We start from the raw sequence: 13001 nt of genomic DNA, 5'->3' as shown, positions 1-13001 counted from the left end.
GATCAGGTCCCGTAAGGCGTGGGCAGGGGGCGGCCGGCGGTGAAGGCCGCGATATTGTCCAGGACCAGCTGCGCCATCGCCCGCCGCGCCTGCGCCGTGGCCGAGCCGATATGCGGCGTCAACACGCAGTTCGGCGCCTGAAGCAATGCCTGCGGCACCTCCGGCTCGCCCTCGACCACGTCCAGCCCGGCCGCGGCGATGCGGCCCTGCGCCAGCGCCTCGGCCAGCGCGGCATTGTCCACCAGCGAGCCGCGCGCGACGTTGACCAGGATGCCCGAGGGCCCCAGCGCGGCCAGTTCCGCCGCGCCGACCAGACCGCGCGTATCCTCGCCCCCGGCCGCCGTCACGAACAGCAATTCGCAATCGCGGGCCAGCGCCTGCGCGTCGGGGCGGAAGCCGTCGGGGCTGTCGGGCTTTTCGCTGCGGCTGGTATAGAGCACCTGACTGCCAAGGGCGCGCAGCATCCCGGCCAGCCGGCGGCCGATCCGCCCATAGCCCAGGATCCCGGCAGGGCGCCCGAGGACCGGCAGCCCCAGCCCCAGCTTGCCCCCGGCGGCCCAGTTTCCGGCGCGGGTGAAGCGGTCGCCCTCGGCGATGCGGCGGCCCGTGGCCAGCGCCAGCGCCAGCGCCATTTCCGCCACCGCATCCGACAGCACGTCCGGCGTCGTCGTCACCTGGATGCCGCGCGCGCGGGCCTGTTCCAGGTCCACCGCATCGACGCCGACACCATTGACCGCGATCAGCCGCAGGGCGGGCAGGGCGGCCATCTGCGCCGAGGACAGGCCCAGCCCGCCGGTGGTCAGCACGATTTCCACGTCGCCCGCATCGGCGATGTCGCGGGTGATCCGGTAATCCGCCGCCAGCCGGTCGGCCATTTCCTGCGGCTTGGGATCGGCCAGGACCAGGATGCGCGGCCGGCTCATGCGATCTGGCCCAGGAAGTTGCGCAGGCGCTCGTTTTGCGGGTTGCCGAAGAATTCCGCCGGGGCGTTCTCCTCGACGATGCGGCCCTTGTCCATGAAGATCACCCGGTCGGCCACGGCGCGGGCGAAATCCATCTCGTGCGTGACGCAGAGCATGGTCATCCCCTCGCGCGCCAGGTCGATCATCGTGTCCAGCACCTCCTTGACCATTTCCGGGTCCAGGGCCGAGGTGGGTTCGTCGAACAGCATGATCCGCGGCTTCATGCACAGCGCGCGGGCGATGGCCACGCGCTGCTGCTGGCCGCCCGACAGCTGCGCGGGATATTTGTCCGCCTGTTCGGGGATCTTCACCCGCTCCAGATAGTGGCGCGCGGTCTTTTCGGCCTCTGCGCGGCTGACCTTGCGGGCCTTCATCGGCGCGAGGATGCAGTTTTCCAGGACGGTCATGTGCGGGAACAGGTTGAAGCTTTGAAAGACCATGCCGACATCCTTGCGGACCTTGGCGACATTCTCGCCGCCGGCGGTCAGCTCGACCCCGTCCACGACGATCGTGCCGGATTCGATGGGTTCCAGCTGGTTGATCGTGCGGATCAGCGTCGACTTGCCCGAACCCGAGGGGCCGCAGATGACGATCCGCTCGCCCGGCTGGACCGTCAGGTCGATATCGGCAAGGGCGTGGAATGCGCCGTAATACTTGTTCACGGCCCGCATGATGATCGCATGTTCCGTCATGGTCAGATCCCCCTGGAAAAGCGCCCGGCCGGCGACGGCCGGGCAGGCCGTTCTCACTCGGCGTTCTTCACGAAATCGGGCAGCGGCTCGCCCAGCCATTTCTGGTGGATCTCGTCCAGCGTGCCATCGCCCCTGGCCTCGGCCACGAAGGCGTTCACCTTCTCCAGCAGCGCGTCCGAGCCCGGCGCGACGGCGATGCCCTGCACTTGGCTGGACAGGTCGAACTTCTTGTCGAAACGGTCGCCCACGGCAGCGCCGATCTGCGCCATCACCACGTTCGAGGCGCCGATCAGCCTGACCTGCCCCGACATCAGCGCCTGCACGGCGCTGGCGTCGTCGTCGAAGCGGCGGATCTGCGCGTCGGCGGGCGCGACCTCGGTGACGGCGGTGTCCTGGGTCGAGGCCCGCGCGACGGCCACGGTCTGGCCCGACAGGGCCTCGGGTCCGGCGATCTCCAGCCCGGCATCGCCATAGACGGCGATGCTGATCCCGGCATAGGGGTCCGAGAAATCGACCCGCGCCGCGCGTTCCTCGGTGATCCCCAGCGAGGCGACCAGCACGTCGACCTGTCCCGACAGCAGATAGGGGATGCGGTTCGGCCCGGTCACCGGCACGATTTGCGGCTGGACGCCCAGATATTCCGCCAGCGCCTTCGCCACGTCGGCATCATAGCCGTCTGGCTGGCCGGCGCTGTCCATGATGCCGAAGGGCGGGAAATCGACCAGCATGCCCACCTTGACCGTGCCCGCGCTCTCGATGGCGGCCAGGTCGGCGGCGGCTGCGGGACCGGCAAGGCCCGCGGCCAGCGCGCCCGCGGCAAGGGTGGTGAAAAGACGACGGTTCAGTTGCATGGCTCCCCCTCCTCAAGGGTGGTTTGGTGTCAGCGCATCAGCGCGCGACGCATCCGGGCTTCGAGATGCCGGGCCAGCAGCGACAGCGGCCAGCACAGCAGGAAATACAGGGCCGCGACGGTGCCGAAGACCAGGAACGGCTGGAAGGTGGCGTTGTTGACGATCTGGCCGGCGCGGGTCAGTTCGGTGAAGCCGATGATCGAGGCCAGCGAGGTGCCCTTGATCAGCTGGACCAGGAAACCCACGGTCGGCGCGGTGGCGATGCGCATCGCCTGCGGCAGGATGACGTGCCGCATCCGGTCGCGATAGCCAAGCGCCAGGGCGGTCGCGGCCTCGCTCTGCCCCGAGGGGACGGCCTCGATGGCGCCGCGCCAGATCTCGCCCAGATAGGCGCTGGCATGAAGCGTCAGCGCGACGGCGGCGGCCAGCAGCGGATCGATCGGCAGGCCCACCACCGCCAGCCCGAAATAGACCAGGAACAGCTGCATCAGCAGCGGCGTGCCCTGAAAGACCTGGATGAAGCCGGTGGCGATCCGGCGCAGGACCCGGTTCTGCGAGCTGCGCGACAGGGCGATCGCCAGCCCGCCGATGGCGCCGCCGGCAAAGGCGATGGCCGACAGGATCAGCGTCCAGCGGACGGCGGTGACGATGAACAGGATGTCGGCCGAGGAAAATTCGCGGATCATGTCAGCGCCCCGCCGGATAGGTGAAGAAGACGCGGCGAATGGCGGCGAACAGCGTCGAGAAGCCAAGCGCCAGCAGGAAATAGAGGACCGTCAGCACCAGGTAGATCTCGAAGCTGGCGAAGGTCCGCGCGTTCAGGTCCGCCCCCGCCGAGGCCAGGTCGTTGGCCGAGATGACCGACACGACGCTGGAGGTCAGCATCAGGTAGATGAACTGGCTGGTCAGCGAGGGATAGATGTTGCGTAGCGCGGGCTTGACCACGACGTAGCGGAAGATCTGCACCGGGTTCAGGCCAAGCGCGCGCCCGGCCTCGATCTGGCCGCGCGGGATGGATTCGATCCCGGCGCGGATGATCTCGGTCCCGTAGGCGCCGACATTGACCACCAGCGCCACCAGCGCGGCGGTATTGGGCGACATGCTGATCCCCACGGCGGGCAGGCCGAAGAAGATGAAGAAGATCTGCACCAGGAACGGCGTGTTGCGGATCACCTCGACATAGGCGTCGACCAGCCAGCGCAGCGGCCGGATGCCCGAGGTCTTGGCGACCGCGCCCAGGACCGAGACGACCAGGCCGAACAGCATCGCCATCAGCGACAGCCGCACGGTCAGCCAGGCCCCGAACAGCAGCAGGTCCAGGTTCTGGATCACCGGCTGGAAGTTGAACTGATACATCTGGCCCTCCCCCTGCCGATGTAGAGATTCGTTCGAAACCTCAATTTAGATCGATCTAAAACAGGATCAAGCCAAAGTCAACACCGCGCGCCGCCGCTGCTTTCCCGGATGCGGAGCAGGGGCTGGACGATGGCGCGCTTGACCGGCGCGTCGGGATCGGCCAGCCGGCGGGCCAGCAGCCTTGCGGCATTGGCGCCGATGGCGGCGGGCTGCATCGCGACGCTGGTCATCGGCGGATAGGTCAGTTCCGCCAGCGGCAGGTCGTCCAGCCCGACCACGGCCCGGTCCCGGCCCGGCTGGCAGCCCGCCTGCCGCAGGCCCGCCATCAGCCCGGCGGCCAGCACGTCGTTGAAGCACAGGATCGCGGTGGGCAGGGCGGGCAGGTCCAGGATCCGGCGGGCCGAGCGCATCGCGCCCTCCCAGCTCAGTTCCGCCTCGACGATCCCGCCATCCTCGGCGCCGGTTTCGGCCAGCGCGCGGGCGAAGCCCTCCAGCCGCTCCTCGCGGGCCGAGGTGCGGGCGCTGACCGACAGGAAGGCGATGCGGCGATGTCCGCGCTCGACCAGGTGGCGCACCGCCAGCCCGACGCCCGCGACATAATCCGCCCCGGCATAGTCGGTGGCGTCGCGCCCGACCTCGCGCAGGGACTGGACCAGCGGCAGGCCCCAGCGGCGGATGCGGTCGGGCAGGTCGGCCGCGGTGCCCTGCGCGGGGCACAGGATCACCCCGTCGACGCCGTGGCCGCGGAACCGCTGCAGGATCTGGTCCTGACGCGGCGCGTCGTCGCGGCTGTTGGCCAGCAGCACCACGCGGTCGTCCAGGCCCATCACCTCTTCGGCGCCGGACAGGAATTCGGTGAAGAAGGCATTGACCAGATTGGGCACGATCACCCCGATGGTGCGGCTGCTGTTGTTGCGCAGCCGCGCCGCGCCGATGTCGCGCACGTAATCCAGATCGGCCATGATCTGCTCGACCCTCTGGCGCGTATGCTCGGCCACCAGCGGAGAATTCCGCACCACCAGCGAGACCGTCGCCCGCGACACGCCCGCGATCCGGGCGATTTCGGCCAGCGTCACCTTCTTGCGGATCATCGGGCTTTCTCCTTCGCGGCTGCCGGGGTTCGCGCCATGATCTTCCAGATCCGGGGCAAAGGACAACACCCGGCCGCGATCAGGCCTGCAAGCGGGGGTCCAGCGCGAAGCGTTCCTGCCGGACCGAATCGAAATCGGTCGCCGGCTTCGTTGCGTCGAAGATCAGGTTCCAGCTGTGCCGGGACACGGCGCTGGGGATCAGGACGAAGCGGTGGCGGGCCAGAAGCGCGTCGCCGAAGGCCTGCTGGTTGCGGTTCGGCGTGCAGGGCACCAGCCAGTGCGGGTTCGGAATGTCCTGCGGCAAGACGACATGGATCATGCCGGGATCGACGATCCGGCCGCAGGTCAGCACATGCGGCTGCGTATCCAGCACGCGAAAGCCCTTGTGGACCGCGACCTCCAGCGTCGCGGTGGCGGGGTCCAGCGAGGCATAGATCGCCCGGATGCCGGGCGAGTTCCAGCGCCCGCCGACCCGGAAGCTGCCTTCGCCGCTGGCCCAGGTCGGGGCGTGCCTTTGCGCATCCAGCCGCCAGAACCGAAACTCGCCGCTTCCCAGCGGCGGCGGCAATGGCGTCATGCATAGACCCCGTATTCGATCCGGGTCAGGTAGTCCTCGACCGCCTCGACGCCGACCGCCGTGGCCAGAAGATCGATGGGCTTGCGCTGGTCCAGCCCGATCGCCGGCTGGTTCATCCACCCCTCGGCCGCCTCGCGCGATCCGAAGATCTCGGTCGCGCGACCCAGGATCTCGGCGAATTTCCAGGTCCGGTTGCTCTGATCGACGCTGAGAACCGCCTCGGGCGCGTCCTTCTTGCGCCGCTGAAGCGTCCTGACGCTGATCCCGATCGCCTTGTCCAGCACGTTCTCGGTGGCCAGCAAGGAGATCTCGCGCGTCAGGTGCAGCAGCGCCGACGAGGGCAGGCCGCGCATCAGCATGTCATGCGCCTCCAGGCTGGTGCGCACCGGCTTGCGGATCGTGTCCCGCCCGCCCAGCAGGGCATAGGTGCGGGCGATGTCGTGTTCGACGGGCATGGGTTCGGCCATGAAACCCTCCTGTGCTGACAAGTGTCGCTGATAATATGACACTTGTCGCACCATTCTTCAAGGGCAGAGGCCGGGCCCGGCAATCAGGCGACCCGCTGGCCGCGGACCCAGACCCCGCGCAGGGCGCCGGCATGGCCGACCCGCGTGACCCGGATCAGGTCCGCCCGCACGCCCGCCTCGATCCGGCCGCGATCCGCAAGCCCTGTCGCCCGCGCCGGGGCCAGCGTGACCGTGCCGATGCCGCGCGCCATGTCGCCCCACAAATCGCCCAGCAGCAGCGCCGCCGACAGCAGCGAGGAGGGCACATAGTCCGAGGACAGGATGTCCAGCAGGTCCATCTCGGCCAGCTCATGCGCGGCCACGTTGCCGGAATGCGACCCGCCCCGGATCAGGTTCGGCGCCCCCATCATCACCCCGATGCCCTTGTCGCGGCAGGCCCGCGCCGCCTCGACGGTGGTGGGAAACTCGGCAAAGCCCACCCCATGCGAAGCAGAGGCCGCGACCTGCCCGGCGGTGGTGTCGTCATGGCTGGCCAGCACCGCGCCATAGCGCCGCGCCTCCTCGACCGCGCGCGCCTCGTGCAGGTCCCCGATCCGGGCGCGCAGGGATTGCTGGCTGGCGACATGCAGGTCGAACTCGGCATCCGACAGCCCGCGCTTGCCCATCACATAGTCGCGCAGCTTGCCGATGTCGCGGAACTGGCGCTGGCCGGGGGTGTGGTCCATCAGGCTGACGATGCCGATCCGGTCCTCGGGGCCGAAGCGGGCCATCTCGTCGACCAGCGTTTCCGAGCAGATCTCGGCGCGCAGATGCAGGAAATGGCTGATCCGCAGCGCGCCCGCGTCGCGCAAGCCCAGGATCTCGGTCGCCAGTTCGCGGGCATATTCGCCATAGCCGGCCTTGTCGGGCGAGGTGATCGAGCCGACCCGGAGCGCATCGAAGACCGTGGTGATCCCGACCGAGGCCAGCTCGGCGTCATGCGCGATGATCGCCGCCTGGTGCGGCCAGTCGACCCTGGGGCGCGGCTGGATATGCCGTTCCAGGTTGTCGGTATGCAGCTCGATCAGGCCCGGCATGACCAGGTCCCCGCCGCAATCCACCGCGCCAGGGGGCACCGCGCCGCCCGGATCGACCGACAGGATGCGGCCCTCCTCGAAGGCCACGGCGCCGTGGATCACCTCGTCGGGCAGGACCAGCCTTGCATTGGCGAGAATCGTCATGTTCATCCTTCCTGTCTTGCACATCGCGGGGCAGGGCGGCTGAATGCCGTCATCCTGTCACGGCCATGTGACATTCCCATGCGACCAGGCGCTTCATGGATCAGATAAAACGCTTTGCCGTCTATTACGCCCCCCCGCCGGGGGATTTCGCCGATCACGCCAGCGCATGGCTGGGCCGGGATGCCGTCAGCGGCGCGCCCTGCGCCCAGCCCGACCTGGGCCTGCCCGCCAGCGCGATCACCACCGAGCCGCGGCGCTACGGCTTCCACGGCACGCTGAAGCCGCCCTTCCGCCTGGCACCCGGCCGCACGCCCCAGGCGCTGGGGCAGGCGCTGGCCGACCTGGCCGGCGATCTTGCGCCCGTCAGCCTGCCGGGCCTGCGGCTTGCCCGCATCGGTGGCTTCCTGGCGCTGGTCCCCGAAGGCGATGCCGCACCCCTTGCGGCGCTGGCGGCGCGGGTGGTCGCGGAGCTCGATCCGTTCCGCGCGCCCCTTACCGGGTCCGAGATCGCCCGCCGCCGCCCCGAACGCCTGTCGCCGCGCCAGCGGGAATTGCTGGACCTCTGGGGCTATCCCTTCGTGATGGAGGAGTTCCGCTTCCACCTGACGCTGACCGACCGGCTGGAGCCCGCCTGCGCCGACCGGACCGAAACCGCGCTGGATGCCTTTTTCGCCCCGGTCCTGCCGCGCCCCTTCCAACTGCGCGATCTGTGCCTGTTCGGCGAGGGGCAGGACGGGCTGTTCCGGCTGCTGCATCGCTACACGCTTTCCGGCTGAAGCGCGGCAAGGAAGCGCGCCAGCCCCGTCTCGGGCGTGCCGTCGTTCAGCACATGGCGGATCTCCAGCCCCTGCGGCAGGGCGAAGCCGGCGCGGGCAAGGCGGCGGTGCTGGTCCTCGGCGGTCTCTCGCCCGCGATGGGCCAGGCGCTGCGCCAGGATGCCGGGCGGCGCGGTGACCAGCACGACGACCAGCCCCGGCCATTGCCGCGCCGCCTCGGCCAGCACCCCGCGCGAGGCGTTGAACAGCACCGGCCCCGTGCCAGCCAGTTCAGATGCCGGGATGCCATAGCCCAGCCCATGCGCCCGCCAGTGCAGCGCGAATTCGCCCGCCCCGGCGCGCCGGGCGAATTCCGCCTCGGTCAGCGGCTCGAAATCCTCGCCGCCGGCCTCGAGCGGGCGGGTGATCGCGCGGCGCGCCAGCCGCAAGCCCGGATGCGCCCGCGCGGCCATGGTCATCAGCAGGTCCTTGCCCGCCCCCGAGGGACCGGCCACCGCGAACAGCCGCGCGCTCATGCCGCCTGCTCCGGCACGAAGGCGGCCGCGTCCACCAGCCGGTCGCAGACCCGCGCCCGCGCGGCCTCGTCGTGGAAGATGCCCAGGATCGCGGCGCCCCGCGCCTTGGCCTCGCCGATCAGCGCCAGCACCACCTCGCGATTGGCGGCATCCAGGCTGGCGGTCGGCTCGTCCAGCAGCATCACCGGATAGTCGTGGACGAAACCGCGGGCGATGTTCACCCGCTGTTGCTCGCCGCCCGAAAAGGTGGTGGGCGACAGGGTCCACAGCCGCCGCGGCACGTTCAGCCGCGCCAGCAGCGCCGCCGCCCGGTCGCGGGCCCGGTCAGTCGGCACGCCCAGCCGCAAGAGCGGCTCGGCCACGACCTCCAGCGTGGGCACCCGCGGCACCACCCGCAGGAACTGGCTGACATGGCCCAGGGTGGCGCGGCGCAGGGCCAGGATCTCGCGCGGGGCGGCGCCGGCCAGCTCGACCCCGGCGACCCGGATCGAACCCGAGGCGGCCAGGTAATTGCCGTGGATCATCCGCATCAGCGTCGACTTGCCGGCGCCCGACCGGCCCACCAGCCCGACGCATTCGCCCGCCGCCACCGTCAGATGCGCCCCGGCCATCACCGGGATCACCGCGCCGCCCTGGTTGTGCAGCACGAAGCTCTTGGAAAGGTTTTCTATGTGGATCATCGCGTTACACCTGCAGGACCGAGGAGACGAGCAATTGCGTATAGGCGTGCTGCGGATCGTCCAGCACCTGGTCGGTCAACCCGGTCTCGACCACGCGGCCCGATTTCATCACCATCAGCCGGTCGGCCAGCAGCCGCACCACCGCCAGGTCATGGGTGACGATCACGGCCGACAGCCCCAGGTCCCTGACCAGGCCGCGCAGCAGGTCCAGAAGCCGCGCCTGGACCGACACGTCCAGCCCGCCGGTCGGCTCGTCCATGAAGACCAGCCGCGGCCCGGTGACCAGGTTGCGCGCGATCTGCAGCCGCTGCTGCATCCCGCCGGAAAACCCCGAGGGCCGGTCGTCGATGCGCTCGGCGGCGATCTCGACCCGGCCCAGCCAGTCGATGGCGCTGTCGCGGATCGTGCCATAGCGGCGTGCGCCCACGCCCATCAGCCGCTCGCCGACATTGCCGCCGGCGCTGATGCCCATGCGCAGCCCGTCGCGCGGGTTCTGGTGCACATAGGCCCAGTCGCTGCGCGCCAGCCGGCGCCGCGCCGCCTCGGGCATCGCCAGCACGTCGGCGCCGTCGTAAAGGATCCGCCCCGCGTCCGGGCGCTGCTGTCCGGCAAGGCAGGACAGCAGCGTCGACTTCCCCGAGCCGCTTTCGCCGACGATGCCCAGCACCTCGCCCGGCCACAGATCGAAGCCGACATCCGCGCAGCCGATCCGCGCCCCATAGCGGCGCGTCACCCCGCTTGCGGACAGAAGCGGCACCTCTGCTTTCATCTTGGCACAAATATCCATTTCCGCCGCCTGCATCACGCGCCTCCCTCGCCGTCGGGGCGTCCCGCCTGCCGGGACGCGCAGAAATCCGTGTCCGAGCAGCTGAACATCCGGCTGCCCCGGTCGTCGGTGATGACCTCGTCCAGATAGCTGTCGGTGGCGCCGCACAGCGCGCAGGCATGTTCGGCACGCGACGGCGTGAAGGGGTGGTCCTCGAAATCCAGGCTGACCACCCTGCTATAGGGCGGCAGCGCATAGATCCGCGCCTCGCGCCCCGCGCCGAACAGCTGGATCGCCGGATTGTCCGCCAGTTTCGGATTGTCGAATTTCGGGATCGGCGAGGGGTCCATGACATAGCGGTCCTCGACCTTCACCGGATAGGCATAGGCGGTGGCGATCTCGCCATGCCGGGCGATGTCCTCGTAGAGCTTCACATGCATCAGCCCGTATTCCTCCAGCTCGTGCATCCGCCGCGTCTCGGTCTCGCGCGGCTCCAGGAAGCGCAGCGGCTCGGGGATCGGCACCTGGTAGACCAGGATCTGGCCCTCGCTCAGCGGCGCCTCGGGGATGCGGTGGCGGGTCTGGATCACCGTCGCCCCGGTCGTGGACTGCGTGGTCTCGACGCCGGCGGTGCGCTGGAAGAAACGCCGGATCGAGACCGCGTTCGTGGTGTCGTCGGCGCCCTGGTCGATGACCTTCAGCCGGTCGTCCGGGGTCAGGCAGGCCGCCGTGACCTGCACGCCGCCGGTGCCCCAGCCGTAAGGCATCGGCATCTCGCGGCTGGCGAAGGGCACCTGGTATCCGGGCACCGCCAGCGCCTTCAGCAGCGCCCGGCGGATCATCCGCTTGGTCTGTTCGTCCAGATAGGCGAAATTGTAGTCCTGCACGGTCATTCCGCCGCCTCCTGCATGGTTTCCGCCCGCAATCTGCGCACCAGTTCCAGTTCGGCCTGGAAATCGACGTAATGGGGCAGCTTGATATGCTCCAGGAAGCCGGTCGCCTGGATGTTGTCGCAATGCGATAGCACGAATTCCTCGTCCTGGGCGGGGGCGCCGGTGAAATCCTCGCCCAGCTCGCGCCAGCGCAGCGCCCGGTCGACCAGGCTCATCGACAGCGCCTTGCGTTCGCCCTGGCCCATGACCAGCCCGTAGCCGCGGGTGAATTGCGGCGGCTCGGTCCGCGATCCCTTGAACTGGTTCACGCTTTCGCATTCGGTCAGCTCGATCTCGCCGATGGGGACCGCGAAGCCCAGCTCCGGCAGCTCTGCCTGGACCTCGACCATGCCGATGCGCAATTCGCCGACGAAGGCATGGGTGCGGCCATAGCCGCGCTGCGTCGAATAGGCCAGCGACAGCAGGAAGCCCTCGTCGCCGCGCGCCAGGGCCTGCAATCGCAGGGCGCGGCTGGCGGGAAGCTCCAGCGGGCTGCGGGTCAGGTCGGGGGCGGGCGTGTCGTCCGGCGCCTCGGCCTCGATCAGCCCGTCGCGGTCCAGAAGGCCGGCGACATGGGGCACGGCTTCGTCCGCGGCCGGGGCGGTGGGGGCGGCGGGCGGCACCGCGCCCTCGGCGGCCAGCGCGAAATCCAGCAGCCGGTGGGTATAGTCGAAGGTCGGCCCCAGCACCTGCCCGCCGGGCAGGTCCTTGAAGGTGGCCGACACCCGGCGATCCACGGCCATCCGCGCGGTATCGACCGGCTGCGAGCTTCCGAAGCGCGGCAATGTGGTGCGATAGGCGCGGATCAGGAACACCGCCTCGATCAGGTCGCCGCGCGCCTGCTTGATCGCCAGCGCGGCAAGGTCCGGGTCGTGAAGCGAGCCCTCGGCCATCACCCGGTTGACCGCCAGCGTCATCTGTTCGCGGATCTGGGCGACGGTCAGTTCCGGGACCGAGGGATCGCCGCGGCGCTCCTCGGCCAGCCAGGCATGGGCGGCGTCGATCGCGCGCTCGCCCCCCTTGACGGCGACATACATCAGCTTTCCTCCACGCGGGTGGTGCGGGGCAGTGCGGCAAGCCTGTCGCCGCAGGTCAGGATCAGATCGAAGCCGAGCGGGAACAGCGCCCGGTTGGCGCGCAGCGCATCGGTTTCGGGCAGCGACAGGCGCGCCGTCTTGTGGATGCCCGGTCCGGTCAGGCGCGGGCCGTCCTGGTCCAGCCGCGCCATCTCGACGATCAGCGTGGCCGAGCGGTCGGGATAGGCCGGGTCGCCGACCGGGAAACGGTCGACGGGCTCCAGGGCCTGCCAGGTTCCCAGCGCGAACTGCGCCTGGTCCGGGCCGGCCAGCGGCGCGCCGGTATGGAAGGCGATCCAGTCGCGGACCGCGGCGCAATCGGCCGCCCCGGCCAGGTGCAGCGGCGTCGTCGCATCGGCCAGCGTCAGGACCGTCACCCCCGCCGCGACCGACAGCGGCGCGGGCGGCAGGGCGCCGCCGACCCGGTGGATGCGGCCGGGACGGGCCATGGCCTCCAGCAAGGCGCGGAAGGCATGGGCCGACTGGATGGCGGGGTCGTGAAAACCCCCGGCAAGCTGGTTCATTGATCCTCTCCGCGCACAAGGGTGAAGAATTCGACCCGCGTCGCCGCCGCCTTCGCGGCCCGCGTCCTGCGGCGGGCCTCGGCCTCGCGGCGCAGCGGGTCCAGGATCTCGGCCTCGATCCGGGCGGCCGCATCGCCCTGCATCAGCGCGTCGGTGATGGCGGCGCGGGCGGCGTGGCCCTTGTCGCGGCCCTGCACCATCGCATGGCCGACCTCGCCCGTGCCCAGCCGGACCGAGGCGCGGGTGACGGTCATCTCGCCCAGGTTGAAGGGCGCGCCGGTGCCGCCGGTCCGGCCCTGCACCATCACCGTGCCGATCTGCGGCGGGCGCAGCAGGTCATGGGCGGGCAGGTCCGGCATCAGGGCCGCCAGCCGCGCCGGGGGCGCCTTGGCCAGGATCGCCATCCAGTCGCGGCGGCGGGCGTCGTCGGGGGGCAGGGGAATGTTCATCTGGACATCTTGCGGGTTTGTCTATGATCCTATACAACTAGACAAGTCATAACTCGCCCGCCGCCCC

General features: G+C 70.0%; 17 protein-coding genes. 1 reads left to right on the top strand and 16 read right to left on the bottom strand.

Annotation, left to right across the window (positions count from 1 at the left end; all coding sequences use genetic code 11):
- Nucleotides 1-2: 2 nt before the first annotated feature.
- The 9 genes from C9E82_RS03355 to C9E82_RS03315 form a co-directional block, all read right to left on the bottom strand.
- Nucleotides 3-923, bottom strand: a complete 921-nt coding sequence (locus C9E82_RS03355; RefSeq protein WP_119896208.1) for an NAD(P)-dependent oxidoreductase — start codon at nt 921-923, stop codon at nt 3-5.
- On the bottom strand, nt 920-1654 hold the full coding sequence (locus tag C9E82_RS03350) for an amino acid ABC transporter ATP-binding protein (RefSeq protein WP_119896226.1): 735 nt from the start codon (nt 1652-1654) through the stop codon (nt 920-922). The genes C9E82_RS03355 and C9E82_RS03350 overlap by 4 nt, the downstream gene beginning before the upstream one ends.
- A 53-nt stretch (nt 1655-1707) precedes the next feature.
- Nucleotides 1708-2505, bottom strand: coding sequence for a transporter substrate-binding domain-containing protein (locus tag C9E82_RS03345; RefSeq protein ID WP_119896209.1), 798 nt, complete (start codon nt 2503-2505; stop codon nt 1708-1710).
- Nucleotides 2506-2534: 29 nt separating this feature from the next.
- Nucleotides 2535-3191: an amino acid ABC transporter permease gene (locus tag C9E82_RS03340; RefSeq protein WP_119896210.1), complete on the bottom strand. Its 657-nt coding sequence runs from the start codon at nt 3189-3191 to the stop codon at nt 2535-2537.
- 1 nt (nt 3192) lies between these two features.
- Nucleotides 3193-3861: an amino acid ABC transporter permease gene (locus C9E82_RS03335; protein WP_119896211.1), complete on the bottom strand. Its 669-nt coding sequence runs from the start codon at nt 3859-3861 to the stop codon at nt 3193-3195.
- Nucleotides 3862-3938: 77 nt separating this feature from the next.
- Nucleotides 3939-4952, bottom strand: a complete 1014-nt coding sequence (locus C9E82_RS03330; protein ID WP_119896212.1) for a LacI family DNA-binding transcriptional regulator — start codon at nt 4950-4952, stop codon at nt 3939-3941.
- Nucleotides 4953-5031: 79 nt separating this feature from the next.
- A complete protein-coding gene (locus C9E82_RS03325; RefSeq protein WP_119896213.1) occupies nt 5032-5529 on the bottom strand; it encodes an RES family NAD+ phosphorylase in 498 nt (165 codons plus the stop codon).
- Nucleotides 5526-5996 carry a type II RES/Xre toxin-antitoxin system antitoxin gene (gene parS, locus C9E82_RS03320; RefSeq protein WP_119896214.1) on the bottom strand — a complete coding sequence of 157 codons (471 nt, stop codon included), beginning with the start codon at nt 5994-5996 and terminating at the stop codon, nt 5526-5528. Before parS ends, C9E82_RS03325 begins: the two co-directional genes overlap by 4 nt.
- Nucleotides 5997-6079: 83 nt before the next feature.
- Entirely contained in the window at nt 6080-7222 is a 1143-nt protein-coding gene (locus C9E82_RS03315; protein ID WP_119896215.1) for an alpha-D-ribose 1-methylphosphonate 5-triphosphate diphosphatase, read from the bottom strand.
- 89 nt (nt 7223-7311) lie between these two features.
- Here C9E82_RS03315 and C9E82_RS03310 point away from each other — a divergent pair, with 89 nt between their 5' ends.
- Nucleotides 7312-7992 (top strand): DUF1045 domain-containing protein, encoded by a 681-nt coding sequence (locus C9E82_RS03310; RefSeq protein ID WP_119896216.1) that lies wholly within the window; start codon nt 7312-7314, stop codon nt 7990-7992.
- Here C9E82_RS03310 and C9E82_RS03305 read toward each other — a convergent pair.
- From C9E82_RS03305 to phnG, 7 genes are read right to left on the bottom strand one after another with little or no spacing between them, the layout of a single operon-like run.
- Nucleotides 7974-8507 carry a phosphonate metabolism protein/1,5-bisphosphokinase (PRPP-forming) PhnN gene (locus C9E82_RS03305; protein ID WP_119896217.1) on the bottom strand — a complete coding sequence of 178 codons (534 nt, stop codon included), beginning with the start codon at nt 8505-8507 and terminating at the stop codon, nt 7974-7976. The genes C9E82_RS03310 and C9E82_RS03305 overlap by 19 nt on opposite strands.
- Entirely contained in the window at nt 8504-9187 is a 684-nt protein-coding gene (phnL, locus tag C9E82_RS03300) for a phosphonate C-P lyase system protein PhnL (RefSeq protein WP_119896218.1), read from the bottom strand. The genes C9E82_RS03305 and phnL overlap by 4 nt, the downstream gene beginning before the upstream one ends.
- A 4-nt stretch (nt 9188-9191) precedes the next feature.
- Entirely contained in the window at nt 9192-9956 is a 765-nt protein-coding gene (gene phnK, locus C9E82_RS03295; RefSeq protein WP_119896227.1) for a phosphonate C-P lyase system protein PhnK, read from the bottom strand.
- Nucleotides 9957-9988: 32 nt separating this feature from the next.
- Nucleotides 9989-10846: an alpha-D-ribose 1-methylphosphonate 5-phosphate C-P-lyase PhnJ gene (locus C9E82_RS03290; protein ID WP_119896219.1), complete on the bottom strand. Its 858-nt coding sequence runs from the start codon at nt 10844-10846 to the stop codon at nt 9989-9991.
- Nucleotides 10843-11922: a carbon-phosphorus lyase complex subunit gene (locus C9E82_RS03285; protein ID WP_122449196.1), complete on the bottom strand. Its 1080-nt coding sequence runs from the start codon at nt 11920-11922 to the stop codon at nt 10843-10845. The genes C9E82_RS03290 and C9E82_RS03285 overlap by 4 nt, the downstream gene beginning before the upstream one ends.
- Complete coding sequence (gene phnH, locus C9E82_RS03280) at nt 11922-12485, bottom strand: phosphonate C-P lyase system protein PhnH (RefSeq protein WP_119898068.1); 564 nt, start codon at nt 12483-12485, stop codon at nt 11922-11924. Before phnH ends, C9E82_RS03285 begins: the two co-directional genes overlap by 1 nt.
- Nucleotides 12482-12934, bottom strand: a complete 453-nt coding sequence (gene phnG, locus C9E82_RS03275) for a phosphonate C-P lyase system protein PhnG (protein ID WP_119898067.1) — start codon at nt 12932-12934, stop codon at nt 12482-12484. Before phnG ends, phnH begins: the two co-directional genes overlap by 4 nt.
- Nucleotides 12935-13001 lie beyond the last annotated feature (67 nt).

The organism is Paracoccus sigandri (genome assembly GCF_003709565.1).
GTDB lineage: Bacteria > Pseudomonadota > Alphaproteobacteria > Rhodobacterales > Rhodobacteraceae > Paracoccus > Paracoccus siganidrum.
Note: the sequence above shows the minus strand (reverse complement) of the source record. Positions and strands in the feature narration are given on the sequence as shown.

Excerpts from the sequence above, each read along its gene's own strand:
- C9E82_RS03355 (WP_119896208.1), bottom strand. The coding sequence starts at position 923 with ATGAGCCGGCCGCGCATCCTGGTCCTGGCCGATCCCAAGCCGCAGGAA.
- C9E82_RS03350 (WP_119896226.1), bottom strand. The coding sequence starts at position 1,654 with ATGACGGAACATGCGATCATCATGCGGGCCGTGAACAAGTATTACGGC.
- C9E82_RS03345 (WP_119896209.1), bottom strand. The coding sequence starts at position 2,505 with ATGCAACTGAACCGTCGTCTTTTCACCACCCTTGCCGCGGGCGCGCTG.
- C9E82_RS03340 (WP_119896210.1), bottom strand. The coding sequence starts at position 3,191 with ATGATCCGCGAATTTTCCTCGGCCGACATCCTGTTCATCGTCACCGCC.
- C9E82_RS03335 (WP_119896211.1), bottom strand. The coding sequence starts at position 3,861 with ATGTATCAGTTCAACTTCCAGCCGGTGATCCAGAACCTGGACCTGCTG.
- C9E82_RS03330 (WP_119896212.1), bottom strand. The coding sequence starts at position 4,952 with ATGATCCGCAAGAAGGTGACGCTGGCCGAAATCGCCCGGATCGCGGGC.
- C9E82_RS03325 (WP_119896213.1), bottom strand. The coding sequence starts at position 5,529 with ATGACGCCATTGCCGCCGCCGCTGGGAAGCGGCGAGTTTCGGTTCTGG.
- parS (WP_119896214.1), bottom strand. The coding sequence starts at position 5,996 with ATGGCCGAACCCATGCCCGTCGAACACGACATCGCCCGCACCTATGCC.
- C9E82_RS03315 (WP_119896215.1), bottom strand. The coding sequence starts at position 7,222 with ATGAACATGACGATTCTCGCCAATGCAAGGCTGGTCCTGCCCGACGAG.
- C9E82_RS03310 (WP_119896216.1), top strand. The coding sequence starts at position 7,312 with ATGGATCAGATAAAACGCTTTGCCGTCTATTACGCCCCCCCGCCGGGG.
- C9E82_RS03305 (WP_119896217.1), bottom strand. The coding sequence starts at position 8,507 with ATGAGCGCGCGGCTGTTCGCGGTGGCCGGTCCCTCGGGGGCGGGCAAG.
- phnL (WP_119896218.1), bottom strand. The coding sequence starts at position 9,187 with ATGATCCACATAGAAAACCTTTCCAAGAGCTTCGTGCTGCACAACCAG.
- phnK (WP_119896227.1), bottom strand. The coding sequence starts at position 9,956 with ATGAAAGCAGAGGTGCCGCTTCTGTCCGCAAGCGGGGTGACGCGCCGC.
- C9E82_RS03290 (WP_119896219.1), bottom strand. The coding sequence starts at position 10,846 with ATGACCGTGCAGGACTACAATTTCGCCTATCTGGACGAACAGACCAAG.
- C9E82_RS03285 (WP_122449196.1), bottom strand. The coding sequence starts at position 11,922 with ATGTATGTCGCCGTCAAGGGGGGCGAGCGCGCGATCGACGCCGCCCAT.
- phnH (WP_119898068.1), bottom strand. The coding sequence starts at position 12,485 with ATGAACCAGCTTGCCGGGGGTTTTCACGACCCCGCCATCCAGTCGGCC.
- phnG (WP_119898067.1), bottom strand. The coding sequence starts at position 12,934 with ATGAACATTCCCCTGCCCCCCGACGACGCCCGCCGCCGCGACTGGATG.